The following is a 21,282-nucleotide window of genomic DNA, read 5'->3' as shown; positions in this document are numbered from 1 at the left end:
CCTGCTCGCGGCGCGCGAGCCAGCACCTCGCGGTTAAGACGCTCGCAAGACATTGCGGATACACCGGACGGCATATCGTATCGGGAGTGCGTCGTGGCGAGTTCAGCGCTTGAGAGACCGGACGGAAACGCGATCAGTAGAGTCGCGCGCAATTGCGGATCGCTGGCGATCGAGTGCAGCGACGTCTCCGGCTATGTTGCAGGCGTTTCGGAGCGCATCTCCTCCAATCTGAAGACGCTCGATTCGCTGGAGGACGTCACCTCCCGCCTGATGGCCGATCAAGCGCGAGTTGCCGATTCCACCGACGAAGCCCGCCTCCTCGCCGAACAGGCGCGCGAGAAACTCGGCGATGGCCGCGCGGCGATCGAGGACACGATCCAGATCTTCAGTGGGCTCACCGAACTCGTCGTCCAACTGGGCGACCGCATGGCGGGGTTCGCCGAAGCCATGGTCCAGGTCCAGAAGGTTTCGAGCAGCATCGAAAGCATCGCCAACCAGACCAACCGGCTCGCGCTCAACGCCACGATCGAGGCGGCGCGCGCGGGCGAAGCGGGGCGCTCGTTCGCCGTCGTCGCCGCCGAAGTGAAGAAGCTCGCCCACGACACCCGCGCCGCGACGAGCGAGATCGCGCTGACCGTCGCGTCGCTGACCCGCGAGGCCGAGGCGGTGACCTCGGAAATCCGCACCGGCGTCGACCGCAGCCGCGTCGCACAGGGGCGCTTCGCGGCGATGACCGAGAATATCCGCGACGTTTCCGACATCGTCGCGATGGTCGACCGCCAGACCGACGGCATCGCCCAGGCCACCGGCCTCATCCAGCAGAGCGTCGACAGCGTGAAGGGCGGGCTCTCCGACTTCGCCGCCGACGCGCGCGAGAATGGCGGGCAATTGCTCGCCGCGCAGCAACGCCTGTCCGAGCTCGAGCGGCTTTCCGGCGAAATGCTCGACCGGCTCGCGAGCTGCGGCGTCCGCATCGACGACACCGCCTTCATCGAACTCGCCCAGGGCGCGACGCGCGAGCTGGCTTCGATGATCGAAGCTGCCGTCGCCGCCGGCGAAATCGACGAGGGCGCCGTATTCGATACGACCTACGTTGCAATGCCGGGCACCAACCCGACTCAATATGAAACCCGCTTCTGCGCCTTCGCCGACGCCCGCGTCCGGCCGATCCTGGACCGGGTGATGGCGGCGGACCCGCGCCATATCGGCTGCGTTATCAGCGACAATAAGGGCTATCTGCCGACCCACGTTTCGGAGCGGTCGCAGCCGCAGAGCGCGGACCCGGTGTGGAACGCCAAATTCTGCCGCAACCGCCGCAATTTCATCGACGAGGCGACCCAGCGCGCGATCGAAAGCGACAAGGAAGCGATGCTGGTCACCTACCGGATGGACCTCGGCCACGGCCGCTATCTGCCGGTCAAGAACGTGTTTGTGCCCTTGTGGATCAACGGCCGCCGCTGGGGCAATTTCGAGCTCGCCTATCGCGACGAGGCTGCCCAGGACGAAAGTTCTGCGACCGAGAGCTGAGCGTCAGCCGCCCTGGCGGCGGCTCATGAAGGCCAAACGTTCGAACAGCATGATGTCCTGCTCGTTCTTGAGCAGGGCGCCGTGGAGCGGCGGGATCGCCTTGTGCGGGTCGCGCGACTGGAGCACGTCGAGCGGCATGTCCTCGTGCAAAAGCAGTTTCAGCCAGTCGAGCAATTCGCTGGTAGACGGCTTCTTCTTGAGGCCGGGGACCTCGCGCACCTCGTAAAAGATGTCCATCGCCTTGGAGACGAGCATCTTCTGGATGCCCGGGAAGTGGACGTCGATGATCGCCGCCATCGTCTCGCGGTCTGGGAACTTGATATAGTGGAAGAAGCAGCGGCGCAGGAAAGCGTCGGGCAACTCCTTCTCGTTGTTCGAGGTGATCACTACAATCGGCCGCTCGCGGGCCGCGATCGTCTCGTGCGTCTCGTAGACGTCGAAGCTCATCCGGTCGAGTTCCTGGAGGAGATCGTTGGGGAACTCGATGTCGGCCTTGTCGATCTCGTCGATCAGCAGGACCGGCAGCGCGGGCGAGGTGAACGCCTCCCACAATTTGCCCTTGCGGATGTAGTTGGCGATGTCGTGGACGCGTTCGTCGCCGAGCTGGCCATCGCGCAGCCGCGCCACCGCGTCATATTCGTAGAGGCCCTGATGCGCCTTGGTGGTCGATTTGACGTGCCATTCGATGAGCGGCGCGCCGACCGCGGCAGCGATCTCGTGGGCGAGCACGGTCTTGCCGGTACCGGGTTCGCCCTTGACCAGCAAAGGCCGGCGCAACGTCACCGCCGCGTTGACCGCGACCTTCAGATCCTCGGTCGCGACATAGGAATCGGTGCCCTCGAAACGCATGCTCTTCCTTCCGTGCCGGTGCGGCGCCGGGATAAGGGAGGGCAGGGGACGGCGCAAGCGCGGCGCCGAGGCAGCGCCAGGCGTCAGTTGTCGCCGCGAGCTTCCTGGCGGGCCTCGAGCAGGTCCCACAAGCCGAAATGCTGGAGCAGGACCTGCTCGGCGCCGAACATCAAGGCGCGCTCGAAGCCGGGCCCTTCGTCCTGACCGTCGGCAAAGGCGTGGAGCGCGTGGGGCGCGTCGAGGGCGCAAGGGGGGACCTGGACTCCGAAGCGGGCGGCGGCGACGTCGAGCACGGCGCGGATCGCGCTCCAATCGGCGACGACGGCCAAAGCGGCGCCGAGCGCGCAGCCGTTGCGCTCAGACTGGGCGAGCATTTCGAGCGCATGGCGCTGGCCGAGAGCAGCGGCCTGGTTGTCGGCAGCGCCGGGCGTGCTGGGCAGCGGCCCGGCCCCGACCGCTAGCCGCGCCAGCAGGCCGCGTTCGCCGGCGAAGGCCGGGACCGTGGAGGCGAACCATTGCCGCGCCGCCGGATCGACCGCGCGGGCGGCGGCATGATCGACCACGCCGGGATGCCGGGCGTGGAGCGCACAGAGGAAATGGATGGCGTCGGCAAGGTTGCGCGCGGCATGCGGCCCGCGCAGCAAAGCCTCGCTCGAAAGATAGGGGTGGGCGGCGCTGCCCTGCTCGGCGACGCGGGCGAGCAATCTTCCGCCCAAGCGGGCGTCGCTCTCCCTGCCGACCAGTGAAGCTGCCATGTCCATCCTCCCCCATGCGGTGCGCTCGTCCGGTCCTACGCCGGGCCCGTAAAGATCGGGTTTACGCGGGCAGGCGGACCCCCGCCTCGCCGAGCGAGGCAGGGGGGCGAACCCGGGCCTCAGGCGGCGAGCCGGACCGTCTCGTCCTCCTCGGCGGTTTCGGCCTGCGGCGCCACGGCCGGGCGCGGATCGGGGATGAGGAGGCGCAAAGCGGCGACGAGGATGCCGGCGCCGAAATAGGCGGCGATCGCGGCGACCGGATGGAAGAAGAGGAACAGGGTCAGCGCCACGCGCAGCCAGTTCGGGTTGAAACCGAGATCGTCGCCCAGCCCCTGGCAGATGCCGAAGAAGGTGTCGTCGCGGGCGAAAAGATTGGTCTGGGTCTGCATCGTCGGCTCCTGGCTGGCGTGGTTACGGAGTGCAGAGCACGAGCCGTGCCAGATTACGGAAGGCGTGGATTCTGAAGGGTTTTAGCCGCTGTAGATGCAGACCGAGCCAGGGCTTGGCGGCGCTGCGCGCCAAATGTTGGGAAATTTGTTGCGAAATTCTGCCAGGGCAACGTCGAATGTACGCCACCCGTGGCTGCCGTCAATTTGGACTGGCGGTCCGCGCAGTGGAATGACAGGCTCCGGCCTGGCAAGAAAACGGGGAGGAGCGACATGGAGGGAGGGGCAGGCACGCCTGTGCATCTGTGGGTCGTCGCCGGGGTGACGACGCTGTGGAACGCGTTCGGCGCACTGGATTACACGATGACCCAGACCCGGAGCGCGGCATGGATGGCGCAGCTCAGCCCCGCACAGATCGCCTGGCTCGACGCCGCGCCGGCCTGGGCGGTGGCCTCGTGGGCGTGCGGCGTCTGGGGCGCGCTCATCGGTTCACTGCTGCTTCTCGCGCGCAGCCGCCACGCGGTCATCGCCTTCGCAGTCTCGCTTGCGGGCCTGGCGGTGAACACCCTGTTCCAGGCGACCAGCCCGATGCCCGGCAGCCATATGGACGGCGGCGGCGCGCTTGCCCTCCACCTCGCCATCTGGGCGGTGGCGATCGCCTTGCTCGCTTATGCGCTGCGGATGCGGGCGCGCGGCGTGCTGCGCTAGGGGCGCGGCGACGCGCTCAGCGGAGCTGGCTGTCCTTGCTGCCGCGGCGGTTGATGCCCCCGGCCGGCGTGCGGGCGTCGCGGGCGGACTGGCAGGCGACGCAGGTGATCGCGCCCGGCAGCGCCCGCCGGCGCCCTTCGGGAATCTCCTCGCCGCATTCGACGCAATGGGTCTCGCCCTCGCCGGCCGCGAGCCGCGCGCGCGCGGCCATGACCGCGTCCTTCACGGTGTCGTCGATCTGATCCTGCACCGCGCCGTCGCGCGACCATCCGCCAGCCATATCGGTCCTTAAAGCCGTGTTGTCAGTCTCTTAGATGGGCGCCCGAATTCCGATTTCCAGAGCAATGGGGCAGGCCCGCTTCATCCGCCATTCAGCCGGCGCGGCGCTATCCTGTTGATCTTCCGAGGAGAAGCTCCATGGCGACAATCATCGGCACCGATTCCTCCGAAACCCTCCACGGCACCGCTCTCGACGACGACATCCAGGGCCGCGGCGGCCACGACACTCTCTACGGCAAGGGCGGCAACGACCGGCTCGACGGCGGCGCCGGCAACGACTGGCTCTTCGGCGGCTTCGGCAACGACGTCCTGATCGGCGGACTCGGCATCAACGACCTGTGGGGCGATTCCGGCGCCGATATCTTCACGATGAGCGCACGCTCCAGCGCCGGCTTCTCCGACGACCTAGTCTGGGACTTTCGCTTCGACGTCGACCGGATCGACCTCCGCGCTTGGGGAGTCAGCGACTTCGGCCAAGTCCTCGCTTTGCTCGAGAGCGATTCCTACGGCGACGCTACGCTCAACGCTTATTATGCCGGTCACGACCATGTTCTGACCCTCAACGCCGTCGCGCCGGGCGACCTGATCGCGGGCGATTTCATCTTCGCCAATCCCGCGGCAATCACGGCCACCGGAACTGCGTTCGACGACGTCATGTTCGGCTCGCGGCTGAACGACATTCTCAGCGGCGGCGCCGGCTTCGACATCCTGCTCGGCGGCGTCGGCAGCGACGTCTTGAACGGCAATGCCGGCAACGACCGGCTGGTCGGCGGCGACGGCAACGACCGGCTCGACGGCGGCACCGAGAGCGACCTGCTCGAGGGCGACGCCGGCGCCGACACATTATTCGGCGGCGCGGGGCGCGACTTCCTCGAGGGCGGGACCGGCAACGACCTGCTTCGCGGCGGAGCCGGCACCGACGATCTGAACGGCGGCCTCGGCGCCGACAGGTTCATCTTCGACGACGGCGAGTTCGGCGGCAGCACAAACGCCACCGCCGACTATATCGCCGATTTCTTCCGCTCCGAGGGTGACAAGATCGACGTCTCGCTCGCCGACGCCCGTCCCGGCGGCGTCGACGATGCCTTCACCTTCATCGGCACCGCCGCTTTCTCGGGGGTCGCCGGCCAGCTCCGCACCTTCCAGTCGAGCGGCGACACCTTCGTCGCCGGCGACTTCAACGGCGACCGCGCCGCCGACTTCCTGATCATGGTCGAGGGCCAGCACGCGCTGGTCGCCACCGACTTCGTGCTCTGAGGCAAGGCGACCAGCGAACTACCTAGGTTCGCACCCACTACGTAACGCAACGAGGCGATCGTTGGCGCTAATTGCCTAACGGATGCCGGTAGAAGGCCCCGCCTCGGCGGGGCCTTTGCGCTCGCTACTGTCGGCGCCTATTGGTCGAGGAACGACCTCATTTTCCGCGACCGCGACGGATGCTTCAGCTTCCGAAGTGCCTTAGCCTCGATCTGGCGGATGCGTTCGCGGGTCACCGAGAATTGCTGGCCGACTTCCTCGAGCGTGTGGTCGGTGTTCATGCCGATGCCGAAGCGCATGCGCAGCACGCGCTCCTCGCGCGGCGTCAGCGAGGCCAAAACCCGCGTCACCGTTTCCTTGAGGTTGGCCTGGATCGCGGCGTCGACCGGGATGACGGCGTTCTTGTCCTCGATGAAGTCGCCCAAATGGCTGTCTTCCTCGTCGCCGATCGGCGTTTCGAGGGAGATCGGCTCCTTGGCGATCTTCATCACCTTGCGGACCTTCTCGAGCGGCATCGACAGGCGCTCGGCCAATTCCTCCGGGGTCGGCTCGCGACCGATCTCGTGGAGGATCTGGCGGCTGGTGCGGACCAGCTTGTTGATCGTTTCGATCATGTGGACCGGGATTCGGATCGTGCGCGCCTGATCGGCGATCGAACGCGTGATCGCCTGGCGGATCCACCAGGTGGCGTAGGTGCTGAACTTGTATCCGCGGCGATATTCGAACTTATCGACCGCCTTCATCAGGCCGATATTGCCCTCCTGGATGAGATCCAAGAACTGCAGGCCGCGATTGGTATATTTCTTGGCGATCGAGATGACGAGGCGCAGGTTCGCCTCGACCATTTCCTTCTTGGCGATGCGCGCCTCGCGCTCGGCCTTCTGGACCTGGTTCACGATGCGGCGGAATTCGGCGAGGCTCATGCCGATCGCCTGGGCGATCTCGGCGATCTCGGTGCGGATCCGCTCGATCGCGGGGCCTTCCTGCTCGCAGAAGGCGGCCCACTTCTTGTCGGTCTTGCAGACGCGCTCGGCCCAGCCGTCGTCGAGCTCGTGGCCCATATAGGAATCGAGGAAGGCCTTGCGCGGCACCTTGTGGCGCTCGGCCAGGCGCAGCATCTGGCCGCCGAGCGCGGTCAGCCGGCGGTTGTAGCTGTAGAGCTGGTCGACCAGATATTCGATCTTGGCGCCGTGGAACTGGACGCTCTCGACCTCGGCGGTGAGCTGCTCGCGGAGCTTCTGGTACTTGGCTTCGTCGGCCTTGGCGAATTCCTGGCCGCCGCCCATCGCCTCCATGCGTCCGCCCTGGAGCTTCGAGAATTTCTTGAAGAGGGCGGTGATGTTGGCGAACTTCTCGAGCGCCTGCGGCTTGAGCAGTTCCTCCATCGCAGCGAGCGATAGGGTGTTGTCCTCGTCATCCTCTTCGGTGGGACGCGGGGTGCGCGGGTTGCCGTCCTCGTCGACCTCGGCCTCGGGCTCGTCCTCGACCTCCTCTTCCTCCTTGTAGGAGGGGCCGGCGGTCTTCTCGCTGATCTCGCCTTCGCCTTCCTCGGCGCCCTCGACCTGCTCCGGGGTCGGGCCCTTGGAGAGCATCGCGTCGAGATCGAGGATTTCGCGCAGCTGCATGTCGCCGCGATTGAGGGCCTCGGACCATTCGATGATGGCGTTGAACGTGATCGGGCTCTCGCACAGGCCCCAGATCATCGTGTCGCGGCCGGCCTCGATGCGCTTGGCGATGGCGATCTCGCCCTCGCGCGAGAGCAGTTCGACCGCGCCCATCTCGCGCAGATACATGCGGACGGGATCGTCGGTGCGATCAACCGTCTCTTTCTTCTTCTCGACGATGAAATTGGCCGCGCCGTCGGCGTCGATCTCGCTGACTTCCTCCGCGCCGCTGTCCGAATCGGGCTGCTCGTCCTCGTCGGCTTCCTCATTCTCGACGACGTTGATGCCCATCTCGCTGAGCGCCGACATCACGTCCTCGATCTGCTCGGACGACATCTGGTCCTGGGGCAGGCCGTTGTTCAGCTCGTCATAAGTGATGTAGCCGCGCTTCTTGGCGCGAGCGACCAGCTTCTTGAGGGAGGCTTCGTTGAGGTCGATCAGCGGCGCATCGCCGCCCTCGGACTTCTCGTTCGCCTCGGCCATATTCGTCTTCGCCATTCGCACGCCTTAAATCTGTCAATCAGCCACGTCGACCAAGAGGGTCGCGAGCTGCCTGTCCGCCTCGTCCCGCGCCGCCCGGAGCCGTTGCTGCTCCTGGAATGCGGCTTCGTCGCCCTCTTCCTTCAACCGTGCGGTCGCCGCCTCGAGGGCGGCCTCCAGTCCGGGGCGTGCTGCCAGAGTCTCGATGACCAGAACGAGGTCGCGACGAGCACGTTCCGGGTCGGCATCACGTCGAATAAAGGAAAAGGACAAACCTTGTTGCAGGCGCAGCTCGCCAATGAGACCAGCCACACCCGTGTCCGCCAATATGGTATTTAGGCGCTCGGGATCAAGTTCACCGTGATGCAGGGCGGCATCGAGCAGCGCGCGGCGCAGATCGACCCCCGCTTTTTCGGCCAGCGGGATGGCTGCGATCGCCTCGATATGGTCGGCGATCACCTCCGGAAAGCGCAGCAGTCCGTGGAGAACGGCCCGCGCAGTCTGCGCGCCGAGGCCGCTCAGCCCGACCGCTTTCGCCTGCGGCGTGGTCGGCCGTTGCGGCGCGAAGCGGCCGCCCTTGGTCCATTGCTGGCGCGGCTGCCACGGTTCGCGCTTGGGCCTTGTGAGCGTGTAGAAACGCTCCATCAGCTCGCTCTTATATTGGTCGCGGACGTCGGGGTCGCCGATCGTCTGGACATGATCGAGCAGGCGGCGCTTCAAACCGGCGCGTTCCTCGGGCGTTACCAAAGGCTCGGCCTGGCTCTCGTGCCGCCACAGCCGGTCGACCAGGCTTTCGGGCTTCTCCAGCAATTCCTCGAGCGCCGCTCGCCCCTTGGCGCGGAGCAGGTCGTCCGGGTCCTGGCCCGGGGGCAGGGTGACGAAGCCGAGCGACTTGCCGGGCGCGATATGGGGGAGGGCGCGCAAAGCGGCGCGGACCGACGCCTTCTGCCCGGCCGCGTCGCCGTCGAAGCAGAGCAGTGGCGCGCCCGCCATCCGCCACAGCCGCTCGAGCTGGCCCTCGGTGAGCGCGGTGCCGAGCGGCGCCACGCCTTCCGAAATGCCGGCCTGGTCCAGCGCGATCACGTCCATATAGCCCTCGACTACGATCACGCGGTGGGCACTGCGGCTGGCCGGGCCGGCACGGTCGTGATTGTAGAGGGTGCGACCCTTGTCGAACAAAGGCGTCTCGGGGGAATTGAGATATTTGGGCTCGCCCTCGCCGAGAATGCGCCCGCCGAACGCGATCACGCGGCCGCGCTGGTCGCGGATCGGGATCATCAGCCGGCCGCGGAAGCGGTCATAGGGCTCCTTGCCGCCCTCGGGCTCGATCAGCAGGCCGGCCTCGACCAGCCGCTCGACCCCGAACTCGGCCAGAGCCGCCTTGAGCTTGCTGCGCGAATCCGGGGCATAGCCGAAGCCGAAGCGCGTGCGGATGGCGTCCTTGATGCCGCGCCTGTCGAGATAGGCGCGGGCATCGGCGCCGTCGATGCCGCCCAATTGCTCGGTGAACCAGGCGGCCGCGGCCTCCATCACGCCGTAGAGGCCCGACGCGCGCTCGGCCTTCTGCTGGGCGCGGGGATCGGCGGCGGGGACCTCGAGCCCGGCGGCGTCGGCCAGCTCCTTCACCGCCTCCATGAACGGCAGGCCCTGCTTGTCGGTCAGCCAGCGGATCGCGTCGCCATGCGCGCTGCAGCCGAAGCAATGGTAGAAGCCCTTCTCGTCATTGACGGTGAAGCTCGGCGTCTTCTCATTGTGGAACGGGCAGCAGGCCTTCCACTCGCGCCCGGCGCGCAGCAGCTTCACCGACCGCCCGATCACCGCCGAAAGCTGCGTGCGGGCCCGGACCTCGTCGAGGAATTGGGGGGAGAGCGACATTAAGCTCCCCTCCCGCCTGCGGGAGGGGCCGGGGGTGGGCCGGCCTGGAGGGCGCCCAGGATCGACGTCAGCACGCCTTCCACATTTTCCAGTACGTCATTGTTCCAGAACCGGATCACGCGAAAGCTTTCAGCTTCGAGATAATGGGTGCGCGATGCGTCTCGGCCCGCATTGCGATCATGTTGCCCGCCGTCGACCTCGACAACCAATTGCGCCTCCCGGCACAGGAAATCGCAGACGAACGGGCCGATCGGCATTTGCCGGCTGAACTTGTAGCCGCCCAGCTGGCGCCGGCTGAGATGCCGCCACAAGTGCCGTTCCGCATCGGTCGCGTGGTTGCGCAGCGACTGGGCGAGGGCGGTGGGGCGGGGCCGGAAATCGGGCATGGCTCGACATTGCCCACCCCCAACCCCTCCCGCAAGCGGGAGGGGAGATTACCCCAGCCGCGCCTTCACAAGGCCGCTCGCCTTGCTCATGTCGAGGGCGGTGGCGTGGCGTTCCTTGAGGACGGCCATGACGCGGCCCATGTCCTTGACGCTCGCGGCGCCGATCTCGGCCGCGATCGCGTCGATCGCCGCCTTGGTTTCGTCCTCGCTCATCTGGGCGGGGAGGAAAGCCTCGATTACCGCGACCTCGGCTTTCTCCTGCTCGGCTAGTTCGGCGCGGCCGCCCTGCTCGAACATCGTGATCGATTCGCGGCGCTGCTTGATCATCTTCTGGAGGACCTCGGTCACCAGCGCATCGTCGTCCGGGGCCTTGTCGGCGGTCCTGAGCTCGATATCGCGATTCTTGATCGCCGACTGGATCAGGCGGATGGTGGCGGTGCGCTGCTTCTCGCCGGCCTTCATGGCCACGACCAGCGCAGCCTTGATGTCGTCACGAATCATGGGTGCAAGGATCCTGTTTGTCGGAAACGTCCACCATAGCGGCGGCTTGCGTTTTTTAATAGATTGACCCGGTGGGGTGCCGCACCTACCTACCCGGCCGTTTAGCCTACTGCCCCGGAGACATTTGAATGGCCATCGCCAAACCCGCCGCCACGCCCTCAGGAGCGACAGGCGTATTGGTTTTGGCGGACGGCACCGTGATCTGGGGCAAGGGCTTCGGCGCCGAGGGCGAGGCGGTCGGCGAGGTGTGCTTCAACACCGCCATGACCGGCTATCAGGAGGTGATGACCGATCCCTCCTACGCGGCGCAGATCATCAATTTCACTTTCCCGCACATCGGCAATGTCGGCGCCAATTACGAGGACGTCGAGGCCAACAACCCGCACGCTCTGGGCTGCATCGTCCGCCAGGACGTGACCGAGCCGAGCAATTACCGCTCGACCCAGGATTTCGACGGCTGGATGAAGTCGAACGGCCGCATCGGCTTGGCCGGCGTCGACACGCGCGCGCTGACCCGCAAGATCAGGGTCGAAGGCGCGCCCAACGGCGTCATCGCCCACAATACCAGGGGCGAGTTCGACCTTGACGCCCTGCTGCAGAAGGCGCGCGAATGGCCCGGCCTCGAGGGCATGGACCTCGCCAAGGAGGTCTCCTGCGCGCAGATGTACCGCTGGAGCGGCGGCGGCTGGACGCGTGCCGGCGGCTATGAAGAGCGTGCCGAGGACGAGAGCCTGCCGCACGTGGTCGCGATCGACTACGGCTCCAAGCGCAACATCTTCCGCAACCTCGCCGACGCCGGCGCCCGCGTCACCGTGCTGCCCGCGACCGCGACCTTCGAGGACGTGATGGCGCACGAGCCCGACGGCTTCTTCCTCTCCAACGGCCCCGGCGACCCAGCCGCGACCGGCGTCTATGCCGTGCCGGTGATCCAGAAGATGCTGGAGACGGGCAAGCCCTTGTTCGGCATCTGCCTCGGCCATCAGATGCTCGGGCTCGCGGTCGGCGCCAAGACGACCAAGATGCACCAGGGCCACCGCGGCGCCAACCATCCGGTCAAGCGCCTGTCCGACGGCCGCGTCGAGATCACCAGCATGAACCACGGCTTTGCGGTGGAGACCGAGACGCTGCCGGCCAATGCCAAGGCGACCCACATTTCGCTGTTCGATGGAAGCCTGGCCGGTCTGGAATTGACCGACCGCCCGGCCTTCAGCGTCCAATACCACCCCGAGGCCAGTCCCGGCCCACAGGACAGTGTCTATCTGTTCGAGAAATTCGTGGAGCAGTTGAACTCCTGATGCCCAAGCGTACTGACATCTCCTCGATCCTCATCATCGGCGCCGGCCCGATCGTTATCGGCCAGGCGGCGGAGTTTGATTATTCCGGCACCCAGGCGGCCAAGGCGCTGAAGGAGGAGGGCTACCGGATCATCCTGGTGAACTCCAACCCGGCCACGATCATGACTGATCCCGAGCTGGCCGACGCCACTTATGTCGAGCCGATCACGCCCGAAATGGTCGCCAAGATCATCGAGAAGGAGCGCCCGGACGCGGTGCTGCCGACGATGGGCGGCCAGACCGCGCTCAACACGGCCCTGGCTCTGTTCAAGGACGGCACGCTCGACAAATATGGCGTCAAGATGATCGGCGCCGACGCCGACGCGATCGAGATGGCCGAAGACCGCCAGAAATTCCGCGACGCGATGGACCGGATCGGGCTGGAGAGCCCGCGCTCGGCGATCGCGCACAGCCTGGACGAGGCGATCCAGGCGCTGGAGACGACCGGGCTTCCGGCCGTCATCCGCCCGAGCTTCACGCTCGGCGGCACGGGCGGCGGCATCGCTTACAATCGCGACGAGTTCGTCGCGATCGTGAAGGGCGGCCTCGAAGCCTCGCCGACCACCGAGGTGCTGATCGAGGAGTCGCTGCTCGGCTGGAAGGAATATGAGATGGAGGTTGTCCGCGACCGCGCGGACAATTGCATCATCATCTGCTCGATCGAGAATATCGACCCGATGGGCATCCATACCGGGGATTCGATCACCGTTGCGCCGGCGCTGACGCTGACCGACAAGGAATATCAGATCATGCGCAATGCATCGATCGCGGTGCTCCGGGAAATCGGCGTAGAAACAGGCGGTTCCAACGTTCAGTTCGCAGTCAATCCGAAGGATGGGCGGCTGATCGTGATCGAGATGAACCCGCGCGTGAGCCGTTCCTCGGCGCTCGCGTCCAAGGCGACCGGCTTCCCGATCGCCAAGGTCGCGGCCAAGCTTGCGGTCGGCTACACGCTGGACGAGATTGACAACGACATTACCGGCGCGACGCCGGCCTCGTTCGAGCCGACGATCGATTATATCGTCACCAAGATTCCGCGCTTCGCCTTCGAGAAGTTCAAGGGCTCCGAAGCCCTGCTCTCGACCGCGATGAAATCGGTCGGCGAAGTGATGGCGATCGGCCGCTCGATCCACGAGAGCCTGCAGAAGGCCCTGCGCGGCCTCGAGACCGGCCTGATCGGCCTCGATGGCGTCAAGGCGCTCTACGGCGCCCCGCGCGCCGAGATCGAGGCTGCGCTGGCGACGCCGACGCCGGACCGGCTGCTCGTCGCAGCCCAGGCGCTTCGCGAAGGCTTCACCGTCGCCGAAATCCACGCGATCGCCAAATACGACCCCTGGTTCCTTGAGCGGATCAAGGAGATCGTCGACGCCGAGGAAGGGATCTGCGCCAACGGCCTGCCCAACGACGCAGAGGGCCTGCGCCGCCTGAAGGCGATGGGCTTTTCCGACAAGCGCCTGGCCGAGCTGGCGATGAAATCGGCCAACATCCCGGCCGGCAAGGCGCTTATCGGACGTCATGGCCTCATCCACGACACCGTGCGTGCGCTCGCCGGGGCGACCACCGAGGACGAGGTGCGCAAGCTGCGCCACAAGCTCGGCGTGCGCCCGGTCTTCAAGCGCATCGACACCTGCGCCGCCGAGTTCGAGGCGAAGACGCCCTACATGTACTCGACCTACGAGGCGCCGAGCTTCGGCGAGCCGGAGGACGAAAGCCAGCCGAGCGACCGCAAGAAGGTCGTTATCCTCGGCGGCGGGCCCAACCGCATCGGCCAGGGCATCGAATTCGATTATTGCTGCTGCCACGCTTGCTACGCGCTCGACGAGGCGGGCTACGAGACCATCATGGTCAATTGCAATCCGGAGACGGTCTCGACCGACTATGATACGTCGGACCGGCTCTATTTCGAGCCGCTGACCGCCGAGGACGTGCTCGAGATCCTGCATGTCGAGCAGTCGCGCGGCACGCTTCATGGCGTCATCGTCCAGTTCGGCGGCCAGACGCCGCTCAAGCTGGCCGCGGCGCTCGAGAAGGAAGGGATTCCGATCCTCGGCACGTCGCCCGACGCGATCGACCTCGCCGAGGACCGCGAGCGTTTCGCCGGCCTCGTCAACCGCCTCGGTCTCAAGCAGCCGGCCAATGGCATCGCCCGCAGCCGCGAGGAGGCGATCGCGGTCGCCGAGCGGATCGGCTACCCGGTGCTGACCCGCCCGTCCTACGTGCTTGGTGGACGCGCGATGGAGATCGTCGACGGCCCGGCGCAGCTCGACGACTATATCCACACCGCGGTGCAAGTGTCGGGCGACAGCCCGGTGCTGATCGACCAGTATCTGCGCGACGCGATCGAGGTCGACGTCGACGCCATTTCCGACGGCAAGGACGTCGTCATCGCCGGCGTCATGCAGCATATCGAGGAGGCGGGCGTCCATTCGGGCGACAGCGCCTGCTCGCTGCCGCCCTACAGCCTCGAGCCGGCGATCATCGCCGAGATCGAGCGCCAAGCACGCGAGCTCGCTCTGGCGCTGGGCGTCGTCGGCCTGATGAACGTCCAGTTCGCGGTCAAGGAGGGCGAGGTCTATCTGATCGAGGTCAATCCGCGCGCCAGCCGCACCGTGCCGTTCGTCGCCAAGGCGATCGGCACGCCGATCGCCAAGATCGCCGCACGGGTGATGGCGGGCGAGGCGCTGATGAACTTCCTGCCGATCCACCGCGACATTCCGCACATCGCGGTCAAGGAAGCGGTGTTCCCGTTCGCGCGCTTCCCGGGCGTCGATCCGGTGCTCTCGCCGGAAATGAAGTCGACCGGCGAAGTCATGGGAATCTCTAACGATTTTGCTACGGCCTTCCTGAAATCGCAGCAGGGCGGGGGAGTCCATCTGCCGGACCACGGCACCTTGTTCGTGTCGGTCAAGGACAGCGACAAGACCAGCATCGTCTCGCCGGTGCGCGCTCTGCTCGGCCTCGGCTTCAAGGTGCTCGCCACCGCCGGCACCGCCGATTACCTGATCGGGCAGGGGCTCGACGTCGAGCGGGTCAACAAGGTCGCTCAGGGCCGCCCCCACATCGTCGACAAGATCAAGGACGGCGAGGTCGACCTGATCTTCAACACGACCGAGGGCTGGCAGAGCCACAAGGACTCCGCGTCGATCCGCAAGTCGGCGCTGATGGCGAAGGTGCCCTATTTCACCACGGCCGCGTCCAGCGCCGCTGTGGTGCGGGCGATCGGGGCACTGCGCGAGCACGAGCTTGAAGTTCGCTCCCTTCAGGACTATTATTCCGTCTCCAGAGCGTGATCCAGACAATTTGATCTCGAAGAGGTGGCCTTTTCCAAGTCCGCCGAGAAGAAGTTTTGACGAAAGGCAGTGAAATGGCGACGGTAGACAAGATGCCGATGCTGGCCGAAGGCTATGAGAAGCTGCAGACCGAAGTCCGGCACCTGAAAACTGTCGAGCGTCCGGCGATCATCGACGCAATTGAAGAAGCGCGTGCTCACGGCGACCTTTCGGAAAATGCCGAATATCATGCCGCCAAGGAGCGGCAGGGCCAGGTCGAGGCGCAAATCGCCGACATCGACGATCGGCTGAGCCGGGCGATGGTGATCGATCCGAAGACTTTGTCGGGCGACAAGGTCGTGTTCGGCGCCACCGTCCATCTGCTCGACGAGCATGACAAGCCGATCAAGTATCAGATCGTCGGCCAGACCGAGGCCGACGCCAAGATCGGCCGTATCTCTTATTCGTCTCCGCTCGGCCGCGCGCTGATCGGCCGCAGCGTCGGCGAGGACGTCGAGGTCTCGGCGCCGTCGGGCGACAAATATTATTCGATCGAGAAGGTCGAGTTCATCTAAATTGCGCCCGCCGCAAAGCTGGACCAAGGCGCGCGCGACGCTCGCCATCGCGGTCGCGACCGCGCTGGCCTGGATCGTGCCGATGCTGCTCGGGCGGGAGATGGACGCGGCCGTGTGGGGCGCCTTCATTCCGGCCCGGCTCGATGGCTCGATCAGCGCCGAGGGGCTGGCGCCGGTCTGGCTGACGCCGCTCACCGCGACCCTCGTCCACGGCAATTTCGTCCATCTCGCCTTCAACCTGCTGATGCTGCTCTTCTGCGGCCGCGCGGCGGAGGCGATCCTGGGCGCGCGCGGGATCGTGATCCTCTACGTGGTCTCGGCCTATGTCGCGGCGGCGGCGATGTTGCTGTCGGCGCCGGGCAGCGCGGCGCTGATGATCGGGGCGAGCGGGGCGGTGTCGGGGGTATTCGGCGCCTATGCCCTGCTGTTCAGCCGCAACCGCGTGAATGTGGCGCATCCGGTGCTGGCGCGTTGGCTCAACGTTGCCTGGATGGGCGCGGCCTGGATCGTGCTGCAGCTGATGTTCGGGTTCGTCGCGAGCGGGACCGCGCAGCCGGTTGCGGTCGCCGCCCATATCGGCGGCTTCTTTGCCGGCTTCGCGCTCACCACGCCCTTGCTGCTGCTCCGCTACCGCAAGGCGTAAGGCGGCTTAGCCCTGGCTGACTTCGGCCAGCGACGGCTCGAGCAGGCGGTGGAGGTGCACCACCACATATTTCATCTCGGCATCGTCGACGGTGCGCTGGGCGTTGGCGCGCCAGGCGTCGACCGCGCTCGCATAATCGGGGAACAGGCCGACCAGGTGCACGGAGGGCAGGTCGACGAAGTCCAGGCCTTGCGGATCCTTGACGCGTCCGCCGAATACCAGATGCATTTTGCTCATGTTCGCCTCGATCCTTTGGGGTTGGCGACCGCCTAGCACGATCGCCAACCGAGGCAAGCCGGGAGAGTGGCTTAGCCGCGCCTTTTCATGAAGGCGACGAGCGCGTCGAAGCCGTTGCGCTGAACGTAGGAATCGAAGTCGGCGCGTTGGGCCACGGCCAAGTTCACGCCATTTACGGTGAGATTCGTTACCTTGTAACCATCGCCGCTCTTGGTGACTGTCCAGACGGCGTTGGCCGGGCGGGCGCCGGGCTTGGTAACCTGCGTCAGCACCGCCGAACTATTGCCCTGATTCTGGACCCGGACGACCTTGATGCTGGCATTGGCATAATCGTAGAGACGGTCGGCATAGGTGCCGACGATGAAGCTCGGGAAAGCGGACTTGTAGGCCTGGTACTGGGCCGGCTTCAAAGTCGGACGCCAGCGCTGGATCAGCCGGTCGCCGATCGTCTCGACGGCAAAATGCTGCGACAGGAGCGAGCGGAACTGGCCGCGCGCCGAGGCGCGGTTGCCCTTCAGGACGCCGAAGCCGGTCTGGGCGAGGCTCTGCACGAAACGGCCCGGATCGCTGTTGTCGACCGCGGCCTGGGCCGGGGCGGTAAGGGCGACGGCCGCGAGCACGAAGGCGGCGCCGGACTTGGTGATCAATCGCATCAATAGATTCTCCTTGGACCCCCAAAGACGCACGGGCGCGCGCCCAAGTTCCGGATTCCCTTGGGGAAGTCCAGTCCCTGGGCGCGCGGTGCGAAGGCTTATTGGGGCTGCGATCCGCCTTTCAGCGTCTGCGCTGCGGCGCCGGCCGAGGTGCGTACGGCCTCGCCGGCATTGCTGGCGAGTTCGTTGAGCTTCTGCTTGGCGGCGTCCTTGCTGAGACCGAGCTCGTCGAGCTTTTCGGTGCCCGCCTCGCGAGCGGCCTTCGCTGCTTCGCGCGCAGTGTCGGTGACGCGGCGGCCGTAATCGCCGAGCAATTCCTGCTCGCGGCGGCTGCGCGGCAGCACGGCGGCGAGCAGGGCGCCGATCGCGAGCCCGCCGACCAGCGCGCCGACCGGGTTGGAATCGATGCCGTCGGCAGTCTTGCGGGTGGCGCGCGAAGCGTTCTCGCGGGCCGTGCTGTAGGCGGTGGCGGTGCGCTCGCGGGCAGCGCCATAGGCGTCACCGGCGCGCGAGCGGGCGGTCGTCGCCGTCTCGCGGACGCGGCTTGCGGCAGCCGAGAGGCGGCCTCCTTCGTTGGTGCCCGCGTTGTCGCCGCGTGTGTTTTCGGTCGTCGTCGTCATGCGCTCACTCCTTCATATTGGGACCTCTTCACCCGCGGAGCGGTGAGGTCATAGTCTGGATCATGGTCGAGATTGGCGTGGATCGTGCCGGGCGGCTCGTCGCCGCGGCCGGCGAACAGGCCCGAGGCGAAGCGCCACAATGGCTCGCGTGCCAGGAACAGGACGATGCCGGCAACGACGCCGGACACGGTGCCGGGGCGTTCCTTCACCGCCGTCATGGCGTCATCGGCAATCGCGCCGCTTTTCTCGCGGACGCCGTCCCAGGCGTTATGGGCGAGGGTGCCGGGCTTCAGACGGTACTGCAGCGCGCCGAGCGTCGACTGCACCCGCTGCCGGGCCTGGACGACTTCGCGCTGAGCGCGTTCGAGCCTCACGCTGTCCTGCTTCATGGCCGGTTCTCCCCGGCCGCGAGCGCGGCCTTTTCCTCGGGCGTTCCGCTCAGTGCCGCCATGCGCGCGGCGCCGAAGCGGACCAGCAGGAAGGCGATGAGCCCGGACACTGCGAGCACGATCAGCCCGCCCAGAACCGGGCCGACGAGGGGCGCGAGCCCCATCACCAGCCCGACCATGAAGGCGATCAGCCCCGACAGAGCGAGCACCGCGCCCGCCACCAACGCCGCCACGCCGGCCTTGGCCTGGGCAGCGCGGTGGCGTGCTATCTCCTTGTAGAGATTGACCTCCGCGCTGACATACGCCTTGCCGTCGCCGACGAGCTGATGGAACAGGTCGCCGATCGAACTCTCCGTCTGCGGGGTTTCCACCCTCGCGTCCAACGTCAGGCTCCCGTGGCCGGGCCGCCGGCCGAGCTGGCGCCGGACGTGCCGCCGCTGTCCGCGCCGAGGCTCGGATCGGGCGTGAAGCTCACGTCGCGATCGCCTTCCTGCTCCGGCATGCCGGCCTTGACGAGGCGCACCAGCGCGAAGCCGACGGCGGCCGCCACGCCGATCGCCACGGCCGGGCTCTTGCGGACGAGGTTGCGGGCGTCGTCATAGAGCTCGTCGACCTGCTTGTTGCGGAGCGTGTCGGCATAGCCCGAAACCGCGTCCGCGGCCTGGCGGGCATAGCGGCCATATTGTTCGCCCAGACGCTCGTCGATCGAATCGGCGGCTTCGTTCACCACGCGCGAGAAGTCTGCGAGCGCGGTGGTGGCGCGCTGCTTGCCGTCTTCGGCATATTCGCGGGCCTTGGAGCCGGCCTGGTCGCGCAGGGAGTTGGCGCTGTCGCGCAGCTGCTGCTTGACCGGGGCGGTCGAGGACCCAGCCGCGGTGCCGCCGGTATCGTCGGCACCGGCGCTGCCCACGAAGCCGCCGCCCGATCCCGGCTCCGCGCCGCTGTCGCTGGTGGTGGCCATGGCGCCGTTGATGATGTGGTCGGTGCCTTCAGGCAGCTCGGAATTGCGAGGGGGCATGGACTGTTTCCTCCAGGGTTTTGATGACTAATCCTCTTGCGACTCGAAACACTTGCGGTCGAACTTCCGTTCCGTGGCCGGAAAGGAAAGTTGCTTCGCCGGAAGCTCGCCACTAAGCCGCGCGTATCGCCGATCCTAGCTCATAACGAGGCCGTAACAAATGACCGCGATTCTCGACGTCCACGCCCGCCAGATTCTCGACAGCCGGGGCAACCCGACCGTGGAAGTGGAGGTGCTTCTCGAGGACGGTAGCATGGGCCGCGCCGCGGTGCCCTCCGGCGCATCGACCGGTGCCCATGAGGCGGTGGAAAAACGCGACGGGGACAAAAGCCGCTATCTCGGCAAGGGCGTGATGCAGGCGGTCGAGGCCGTGCGCGGCGAGATCGCCGACGCGATCACCGGCCTCGATGCCGAGGACCAGCCCGAGATCGACGCCCTGCTGATCGAGCTCGACGGCACCGACAACAAGGCGCGGCTCGGCGCCAACGCCATCCTCGGCGTCAGCCTGGCCATCGCGCGCGCCGCGGCCGATGCCCGCGCGCTTCCGCTCTACCGCTATGTCGGCGGGGTTTCGGCGCAGGTGCTGCCGGTGCCGATGATGAACATCATCAATGGCGGCGAGCATGCCGACAATCCGATCGATTTCCAGGAATTCATGGTGATGCCGGTCGGCGCAGACAGCCTCGAGGAAGCGGTGCGCTGCGGCGCCGAGATCTTCCATACGCTGAAGAAGCGGCTTTCCGACGCCGGTCTTTCCACCGCGGTGGGCGACGAGGGCGGCTTCGCCCCGGCGCTCGCCTCGACCACCGATGCGCTCGACTTCATTATGAAGTCGGTCGAGCAGGCCGGCTACACGCCCGGTGACGACGTCGTACTCGCGCTCGATTGCGCCGCCACCGAATTCTACAAGGATGGCGCCTACCGCATGGTCGGGGAGGGCAAGACGCTCTCGTCGGGCGAGATGGCCGAATATCTGGCCGATCTCACCCGCCGCTACCCGATCCTGTCGATCGAGGACGGCATGTCCGAGGACGATTTCGAAGGCTGGAAGATCCTGACCGACCTGGTCGGCGACAAGGTCCAGCTGGTCGGCGACGACCTGTTCGTCACCAACCCGCGCCGCCTGGAAATGGGCATCGCGCAGGGGCTGGCCAACTCGCTCTTGGTCAAGGTCAACCAGATCGGCACTTTGTCGGAGACGCTCGAAGCGGTGTCGATGGCGCAGCGCGCCGGTTACACGGCGGTGATGTCGCACCGCTCGGGCGAGACCGAGGACACGACCATCGCCGACCTCGCCGTCGCCACCAATTGCGGGCAAATCAAGACCGGCTCGCTGGCGCGCTCGGACCGGCTCGCCAAATACAACCAGCTGATCCGCATCGAGGAAGAGCTCGGCTCGGCCGCGAAATATGCCGGGCGATCCATCTTCGCTTCGAAAAGGGCTTGATTCCCAAGCGATAAACTGATTCTGGTTAATCCATGAAGGCGGGCACACTCCGGACTGTGGCGATGATCAAGCGGGCGGCGCTTCCGGCGCTGGCCGTGCTCATCATCGCCAACTTCCTCGGCTATGCGATCGTGGGGTCGAACGGCATCCTGTCGTGGGGCGATTATCGCCGCCTCAAGGTGGAGCGCGCGGTCGAACTGGCCCAGCTCGAGGAGCATAAGGCCAAGCTCGCCCATCGCGCCGACCTGCTTGATCCGCGCAAGGCCGATCCCGATCTGGCCGACGAGATGGTGCGCAGCCAGCTCGGCCTCGTCCGCCCCGACGAAGTCGTCATCCCGATCACCGAGTAAGCGCCGTCATCCCTGCCAAGTCCGTGCCTCGCGGCTGCGGCTAGCCGCTGTTGCACCGCCCGCACTTTGCAGCCATAGGG

The 21,282-nt window shown here is 66.5% G+C and carries 23 protein-coding genes; 9 read left to right on the top strand and 14 right to left on the bottom strand.

The genetic code is table 11. The features are described 5' to 3' along the window. The first annotated feature begins 93 nt into the window (after window positions 1-93). A complete protein-coding gene (locus tag SH591_RS01775) occupies window positions 94-1,527 on the top strand; it encodes a methyl-accepting chemotaxis protein (protein ID WP_322830526.1) in 1,434 nt (477 codons plus the stop codon). 3 nt (window positions 1,528-1,530) lie between these two features. Here SH591_RS01775 and SH591_RS01770 read toward each other — a convergent pair whose 3' ends face one another. The 3 genes from SH591_RS01770 to SH591_RS01760 form a co-directional block, all read right to left on the bottom strand. Then, on the bottom strand, window positions 1,531-2,376 hold the full coding sequence (locus tag SH591_RS01770) for an AAA family ATPase (protein ID WP_324750258.1): 846 nt from the start codon (window positions 2,374-2,376) through the stop codon (window positions 1,531-1,533). A gap of 83 nt (window positions 2,377-2,459) precedes the next feature. Beyond that, on the bottom strand, window positions 2,460-3,131 hold the full coding sequence (locus SH591_RS01765; protein WP_322830525.1) for a DUF6975 family protein: 672 nt from the start codon (window positions 3,129-3,131) through the stop codon (window positions 2,460-2,462). Window positions 3,132-3,250: 119 nt separating this feature from the next. Then, complete coding sequence (locus SH591_RS01760; RefSeq protein ID WP_324750257.1) at window positions 3,251-3,520, bottom strand: PspC domain-containing protein; 270 nt, start codon at window positions 3,518-3,520, stop codon at window positions 3,251-3,253. A gap of 270 nt (window positions 3,521-3,790) precedes the next feature. Between SH591_RS01760 and SH591_RS01755 the strand changes: the two genes are divergently transcribed. After that, complete coding sequence (locus tag SH591_RS01755; RefSeq protein ID WP_324750256.1) at window positions 3,791-4,225, top strand: hypothetical protein; 435 nt, start codon at window positions 3,791-3,793, stop codon at window positions 4,223-4,225. A 16-nt stretch (window positions 4,226-4,241) separates the two neighbouring features. Here SH591_RS01755 and SH591_RS01750 read toward each other — a convergent pair whose 3' ends face one another. Beyond that, a complete protein-coding gene (locus tag SH591_RS01750) occupies window positions 4,242-4,505 on the bottom strand; it encodes a DksA/TraR family C4-type zinc finger protein (RefSeq protein ID WP_322830888.1) in 264 nt (87 codons plus the stop codon). A gap of 137 nt (window positions 4,506-4,642) precedes the next feature. On the opposite strand from SH591_RS01750, the gene SH591_RS01745 reads away from it, so the two are divergent. Further along, window positions 4,643-5,761: a calcium-binding protein gene (locus SH591_RS01745; RefSeq protein ID WP_324750255.1), complete on the top strand. Its 1,119-nt coding sequence runs from the start codon at window positions 4,643-4,645 to the stop codon at window positions 5,759-5,761. 137 nt (window positions 5,762-5,898) lie between these two features. On the opposite strand, the gene rpoD is transcribed toward SH591_RS01745, so the two are convergent. From rpoD to SH591_RS01725, 4 genes are read right to left on the bottom strand one after another with little or no spacing between them, the layout of a single operon-like run. Next, on the bottom strand, window positions 5,899-7,923 hold the full coding sequence (gene rpoD / locus SH591_RS01740; protein WP_322830521.1) for an RNA polymerase sigma factor RpoD: 2,025 nt from the start codon (window positions 7,921-7,923) through the stop codon (window positions 5,899-5,901). An 18-nt stretch (window positions 7,924-7,941) separates the two neighbouring features. After that, window positions 7,942-9,780, bottom strand: coding sequence for a DNA primase (gene dnaG, locus SH591_RS01735; RefSeq protein WP_324750254.1), 1,839 nt, complete (start codon window positions 9,778-9,780; stop codon window positions 7,942-7,944). Beyond that, the gene (locus SH591_RS01730; protein WP_324750253.1) at window positions 9,780-10,166 is read right to left on the bottom strand and encodes an endonuclease domain-containing protein; all 387 of its coding nucleotides are present in this window, start codon (window positions 10,164-10,166) and stop codon (window positions 9,780-9,782) included. Before SH591_RS01730 ends, dnaG begins: the two co-directional genes overlap by 1 nt. A gap of 48 nt (window positions 10,167-10,214) precedes the next feature. Further along, window positions 10,215-10,667 (bottom strand): GatB/YqeY domain-containing protein, encoded by a 453-nt coding sequence (locus tag SH591_RS01725; RefSeq protein ID WP_324750252.1) that lies wholly within the window; start codon window positions 10,665-10,667, stop codon window positions 10,215-10,217. A 128-nt stretch (window positions 10,668-10,795) separates the two neighbouring features. Here SH591_RS01725 and carA point away from each other — a divergent pair, with 128 nt between their 5' ends. The 4 genes from carA (at window position 10,796) to SH591_RS01705 (ending at window position 16,488) form a co-directional block, all read left to right on the top strand. Continuing rightward, complete coding sequence (carA, locus tag SH591_RS01720) at window positions 10,796-11,962, top strand: glutamine-hydrolyzing carbamoyl-phosphate synthase small subunit (RefSeq protein WP_324750251.1); 1,167 nt, start codon at window positions 10,796-10,798, stop codon at window positions 11,960-11,962. Then, window positions 11,962-15,291: a carbamoyl-phosphate synthase large subunit gene (gene carB, locus SH591_RS01715; protein WP_324750250.1), complete on the top strand. Its 3,330-nt coding sequence runs from the start codon at window positions 11,962-11,964 to the stop codon at window positions 15,289-15,291. Before carA ends, carB begins: the two co-directional genes overlap by 1 nt. 74 nt (window positions 15,292-15,365) lie before the next feature. Further along, on the top strand, window positions 15,366-15,845 hold the full coding sequence (gene greA, locus SH591_RS01710) for a transcription elongation factor GreA (protein ID WP_324750249.1): 480 nt from the start codon (window positions 15,366-15,368) through the stop codon (window positions 15,843-15,845). A 1-nt stretch (window position 15,846) separates the two neighbouring features. Then, window positions 15,847-16,488: a rhomboid family intramembrane serine protease gene (locus SH591_RS01705; protein WP_324750248.1), complete on the top strand. Its 642-nt coding sequence runs from the start codon at window positions 15,847-15,849 to the stop codon at window positions 16,486-16,488. 6 nt (window positions 16,489-16,494) lie between these two features. Here SH591_RS01705 and SH591_RS01700 read toward each other — a convergent pair whose 3' ends face one another. From SH591_RS01700 to SH591_RS01675, 6 genes are all read right to left on the bottom strand, one after another. Further along, a complete protein-coding gene (locus tag SH591_RS01700; RefSeq protein WP_322830513.1) occupies window positions 16,495-16,725 on the bottom strand; it encodes a DUF4170 domain-containing protein in 231 nt (76 codons plus the stop codon). Window positions 16,726-16,796: 71 nt separating this feature from the next. Continuing rightward, window positions 16,797-17,378, bottom strand: a complete 582-nt coding sequence (locus tag SH591_RS01695; protein ID WP_322830512.1) for an MlaC/ttg2D family ABC transporter substrate-binding protein — start codon at window positions 17,376-17,378, stop codon at window positions 16,797-16,799. Window positions 17,379-17,476: 98 nt separating this feature from the next. Beyond that, window positions 17,477-17,998 (bottom strand): hypothetical protein, encoded by a 522-nt coding sequence (locus SH591_RS01690; RefSeq protein ID WP_324750247.1) that lies wholly within the window; start codon window positions 17,996-17,998, stop codon window positions 17,477-17,479. Further along, window positions 17,995-18,387: a DUF3618 domain-containing protein gene (locus SH591_RS01685; RefSeq protein WP_322830510.1), complete on the bottom strand. Its 393-nt coding sequence runs from the start codon at window positions 18,385-18,387 to the stop codon at window positions 17,995-17,997. Before SH591_RS01685 ends, SH591_RS01690 begins: the two co-directional genes overlap by 4 nt. Continuing rightward, a complete protein-coding gene (locus SH591_RS01680; RefSeq protein WP_322830509.1) occupies window positions 18,384-18,770 on the bottom strand; it encodes a phage holin family protein in 387 nt (128 codons plus the stop codon). The genes SH591_RS01685 and SH591_RS01680 overlap by 4 nt, the downstream gene beginning before the upstream one ends. A gap of 2 nt (window positions 18,771-18,772) precedes the next feature. Next, window positions 18,773-19,405 (bottom strand): hypothetical protein, encoded by a 633-nt coding sequence (locus SH591_RS01675; RefSeq protein WP_324750246.1) that lies wholly within the window; start codon window positions 19,403-19,405, stop codon window positions 18,773-18,775. 160 nt (window positions 19,406-19,565) lie between these two features. On the opposite strand from SH591_RS01675, the gene eno reads away from it, so the two are divergent. Beyond that, entirely contained in the window at window positions 19,566-20,852 is a 1,287-nt protein-coding gene (gene eno / locus SH591_RS01670; RefSeq protein WP_324750245.1) for a phosphopyruvate hydratase, read from the top strand. A gap of 62 nt (window positions 20,853-20,914) precedes the next feature. Then, window positions 20,915-21,202, top strand: coding sequence for an FtsB family cell division protein (locus SH591_RS01665; protein WP_324750244.1), 288 nt, complete (start codon window positions 20,915-20,917; stop codon window positions 21,200-21,202). Window positions 21,203-21,282: the final 80 nt, after the last annotated feature.

Origin of the sequence: Sphingomonas sp. LY54, from assembly GCF_035594035.1 — a bacterium.
GTDB lineage: Bacteria > Pseudomonadota > Alphaproteobacteria > Sphingomonadales > Sphingomonadaceae > Allosphingosinicella.
This window is presented reverse-complemented; position numbering and strand designations above follow the sequence as displayed.